The sequence below is a fragment of the Micromonospora sp. NPDC023888 genome (genome assembly GCF_040639415.1).
Lineage (GTDB): Bacteria > Actinomycetota > Actinomycetes > Mycobacteriales > Micromonosporaceae > Micromonospora.
Genome location: NZ_JBEZZW010000080.1, coordinates 1 through 4,764 on the forward strand (window position 1 = coordinate 1; position 4,764 = coordinate 4,764).

At 73.1% G+C, this 4,764-nt stretch carries 2 protein-coding genes; both read right to left on the reverse strand.

What is annotated here, in order from left to right:
- Positions 1-3,818 (reverse strand): type I polyketide synthase (locus tag AB0F61_RS34010; RefSeq protein WP_357818464.1); only part of this gene is annotated, 3,818 nt, incomplete at its 3' end.
- A gap of 38 nt (positions 3,819-3,856) precedes the next feature.
- On the reverse strand, positions 3,857-4,764 hold a 908-nt coding region (locus AB0F61_RS34015; protein ID WP_357818467.1), incomplete at its 5' end, for a beta-ketoacyl reductase.

Below are 4,764 nucleotides of genomic sequence, written 5' to 3' on the forward strand. Positions count from 1 at the left end.
TCGGGGTTGATGGGGTCGGTGACGGCGTTGTGGGTGTGGGCGAGGATTGGTTGGTCGGTGGTGAGGGCTTGTTGCAGGCGGGGTAGTGCGGTGTGGACGGTGTCCCCGGTGAGGTCGAGGAGCAGGGGCTCGTCGGCGGCGGGCGCACCCACCACCCGCTCCCACACGACCTGGTACAGGGTCTGTGGGCGGCGGCCGCCGGCCAGGTGGGCCAGGTCCGCGGCACGCACGTCGAGGGCCTCGACGGTCAGCACCGGCGCGCCTGTCGAATCGGTAGCGGTCAACGACAGGCTGTCCGCCCCGGCCGGTCGCACGGTGACCCGTAGGGCGGTGGCCTCGACGGCGTGCAACGTGACACCCCGCCAGGCGAAGGGCAGCCGCAGGTCGGTACCGGCGGCAGCGAGCGGGTGCAGGGCGGCGTCGAGCAGGGCCGGGTGCACCGCGAAGGTGTCCTGCCCGCCCTCCGGCCGCACCGCGACCTCGGCGTGGATCGTGTCGCCGTCCCGCCACGCGGCGCGTACCGCCTGAAAGGTCGGGCCGTAGTCGAGACCCAGCTCCTCGAGCCGGTCGTAGAGTTCGGCCACGTCGATGGGCTCGGCCCCGGCGGGTGGCCACGCCGTACCCGATTCGCCGGTCGGCGCGGTCCACTGCTCGTCGGTGCCGATCCGGCCCGTGCAGTGCCGGGTCCAGTCGGCGTCCGGATCGTCAGCCGGACGCGAGAAGATCTCCACCGTCGGGCCGTCCTCGTCCCGCACGCTCACCTGGAGGTCGACCGGCGCGTCCGGGTCGAGCACGACCGGTGCCTCGAGGGTGAGTTCGTCCACCCGCGACCAACCGTGCCGGCTCGCCGCGAATAGCGCGAGATCGAGCAGCGCGGTGCCGGGCAGCAGTACGGTGCCCTGCACGGCGTGGTCGGCCAGCCACGGATGACTCGTCGGGGAGAATCGGCCCGTCAGCAGGCTGCCGCCGCCGTCGGCCAGGTCCACGACGGCCCCGAGTAGCGGATGCCGCGCCGTGTGCTGACCCAGCCCGGCCGGGTCGCCGCCGGACGGGGAAGGGTCGATCCAGAAGCGCCGGCGGTGGAACGGGTACGTCGGCAGTGGCACCACCGGGGCCTCGTCCCAGCCCACGACCGCGTTCCAGTCGACAGTCAGCCCGTGCACGTACGCCTCGGCCAGCGTGCCGGTCAACCCGGCCGCACCCTCCCGGTCCTGGCGCATCGTGGCCAGGACCGTGCTGCGCTCGGCGGCCGGCGCGTCCGCCTCGATCGCGATCAGGGTGTCGTGCACCATGGCGGCGAGCACCGGAGCCGGTCCGAGTTCGAGGTAGTGGACCACCCCTTCCCGGTGCAGCAGTGCAACCGCATCGGCGAAGCGCACCGCGTGCCGCACCTGGTCGGCCCAGTAGTCCGCGGAGCACAGTTGCTCGGTGGTGGCGAGCTCACCGGTCAGGTTGGACACGATCGGGATGGTTGGCGGCCGGAAGTCCAGCGCCGCCGCCACCAGGCGGAAATCGTCGAGCATGCCGTCCATGTGCGGCGAGTGGAACGCGTGGCTGACGGTGAGTCGTCGGGTCTTGATGCCACGCTCGGTGAAGACGGCGCCCAGCTCCACGACCGCGGCCGTGTCCCCGGAGATCACCGTCGCCGCCGGCCCGTTCACGGCCGCGACAGTTACCCCCTGGTGGTGGCCGTTGATCGCGGCGCGCACGGTCTCCTCGCCGGCCTGGATCGCCACCATCGCCCCGTCGTCCCGCATCGCCTGCATCAGCCGGCCGCGCGCGGCGACAAGCGTCGCGGCGTCGGCGAGCGACAGCACCCCGGCCACGTGCGCGGCCGCGAGTTCGCCGATCGAGTGGCCGACCAGGTAGTCCGGGCGTACACCGAATCCGCGAAGCGTGCGGAACAGGGCCACCTCCAGCGCGAACAGTGCCGGCTGGGCGTATTCGGTGCGGTGCAGTGGGCTGTTGACGCCGTCGTCGGCGAACATCAGGTCACGCAACGGCCGGTCGAGGTGTGGATCCAGGGCCGCGCAGATCTCGTCGACCGCGGCGGCGAACGCCGGCACCTCGCGGTAGAGCAACGCGCCCATGCCGGGTCGTTGACTGCCCTGGCCGGTGAAGAGGAAGGCGGTGGCACCCGCCGACACGGTGCCGCGGACGGCGGCCGGATGCTGGTCACCCGTCGCCAGCGCGGCCAGCGCGGCGGCGGTGGTCGCGCCGTCGGTGGCCAGGATCGCGGCGCGCCGGCCGAGTTCGCGCCGGGTGGTGGCCAGGCTGTGCCCGACCGCGAGTCGGTCCAGGCTGGGATCGTCGGCCAGGTGGTCGCGCAGGCGCAGTGCCGCCCGGCGCAGTGACTCCTCGTCGTGCGCGCAGAGCAGGTAGGGCACCGCGGCCGGCGCCGGGCGGGTGCCGGCCGGGGCGGTGTCGACCGGTGGCGCCTCCTCCAGGATGACGTGCGCGTTGGTGCCGCTGATGCCGAACGAGGACACCGCGGCCCGCCGCGGCCGGTCTCGCCGGGGCCAGTCGACCGGGTCGGTGAGAAGGCGCAGCGCGCCGCCGTCCCAGTCCACGTGCTGGGAGGGCCGGTCGACGTGCAGGGTGCGCGGAAGCCGGTCGTGCCGCATCGCCATGATCATCTTGATCGCGCCGGCGACGCCGGCCGCCGCCTGGGTGTGGCCCAGGTTCGACTTGATCGAGCCGAGGTGCAGCGGGCTGCGCGGATCGCGGCCGGCACCGTACGTGGCAAGCAACGCGCCGGCCTCGATCGGGTCGCCAAGCGTGGTGCCGGTGCCGTGCGCCTCCACCGCGTCCACATCGGCCGGCTCCAACCCGGCGCCGGCCAGCGCCTGCCGGATGACCCGCTGCTGGGCCGGCCCGTTCGGCGCGGTGAGCTGGCTGGTGGTGCCGTCCTGGTTGACCGCGCTGCCACGGATCACGCCGAGGACCGGGTGGCCCAGGCGCTGCGCGTCGGAGAGCCGTTCCAGCAGCAGCAGGCCCGCGCCCTCGCTCCAACCCGTGCCGTCGGCGGCGTCGGCGAACGGCTTGCAGCGGCCGTCCGGCGCCAGGCCGCGCTGCCGGCTGAACTCGACGAAACTGTTCGGGCTGGCCATCACCGTGACGCCACCGGCCAGAGCGAGCGTGCAGTCGCCCTGTCGGAGCGCCTGCGCGGCCAGGTGCAGGGTGACAAGCGATGACGAGCAGGCCGTGTCGACGGTGACCGCCGGCCCTTCGAAGCCGAAGTGGTAGGCCACCCGGCCGGACGCGACGCTGCCGGCGCTGCCGCTGGCCAGGTAACCCTCAAGATCCTCGGGCGGCTGGTGCAGCAGCCGGCCGGCATAGTCGTTGTACATGACGCCCGCGTACACGCCGGTGCGGCTGCCGCGCAGCGCGTCCGGGCCGATGCCGGCCCGCTCGACCGCCTCCCAGGCCAGCTCCAGCAGGATGCGCTGCTGCGGGTCGATGGTGAGCGCCTCGCGCGGGCTGATGCCGAACACGTCCGGGTCGAACTGGTCGGCGTCGTGCAGGAAACCGCCGTGCCGGGTGTACGAGTGCCCGGCCGCGTCCGGGTCCGGGTCGTAGAGCCCGTCCAGATCCCACCCGCGGTTCTCCGGGAACCCGGTGACCGCGTCCACGCCGTCGTCGACAAGCCGCCACAGATCCTCCGGGCCGGCCACCCCGCCGGGATAACGGCACGCCATGGCCACCACGGCGATCGGCTCCCCGGAGGCCGACTCCACCTCCCGCAGCCGCTCACGGGTCTGGTGCAGATCGGCGGTGACCCGCTTGAGATAGTCCCGGAGCTTGTCCTCGTTCGCCATTGCTGCGTTCTTCCTTCCGGTGAGGCCGCCCGTGGTCATCAGCGGGTCCCGAGTTCGCTGTCGATGAAGTCGAAGAGGTCGTCGTCCGTGGCGGACGTGAGCCGTTCCGCGACGCCGTCATCCGGCGCGCCTTCCAGCTCGGTGAGCAGCTCGCGCAGCCGCCGCGACACGGCGAGCCGGCCGGCCTGGTCGCCGTTGAGTGCGGCCAGGCTGGCCGCCACCTGGTCGATCTCGCCGAGCACCCGGTCGGCGGGCGCCGGCAGGGCCGGGCTGAGCTCGGCGAGCAGGTGTGTGGTCAGCCCGCGAACCGTCGGATGATCGAAGATCACCGTGGCCGGCAGTCGCAGCCCGGTCGCCGAGCCGAGCCGGTTGCGCAACTCCAGCGCGGTGAGCGAGTCGAGGCCCAGATCCAGGAAGCCGCGGTCCAGGTGCACCTCGCGGCTCGACTCGTGCCCGAGCACCCCGGCCACGTGCTCGCGGACGAGGTGGAGCAGGGCGTCCTCGCGCTGCTCGCCGTCGAGTTGGGCGAGCCGCAGCGTGACGTCCGGGTCGACCCGCCGTGGTGTGCGGACGAGGTTGCGGAGGAGGGCGGGGAGGGTTCCGGTGGTGGCTTGGTGTCGGAGTGTTGTGGGGTCGAGGGTGACGGCGACCTGGTTCGGTGCGCCGGATGCGATGGCGGCGTCGAAGAGGGCGAGGGCGTCGTGGGTGGTCATGGGGGTGAGGCCGGTGCGGTGGAGGCGTTGGCGGTCGGTGGTGGTGAGGTGTTCGGTCATGCCGCTGTCGTTGGCCCAGAGGCCCCAGGCGATGCTGGTGGCGGGTTTGCCGTTGTGGTGGCGGCGGTGGGCGAGGGCGTCGAGGTAGGCGTTGGCGGCGGCGTAGTTGCCTTGGCCGGGGTTGCCGAGGGTGCCGGCGAGGGAGGAGAAGTAGATGAGGTGGGCGTCGGTGT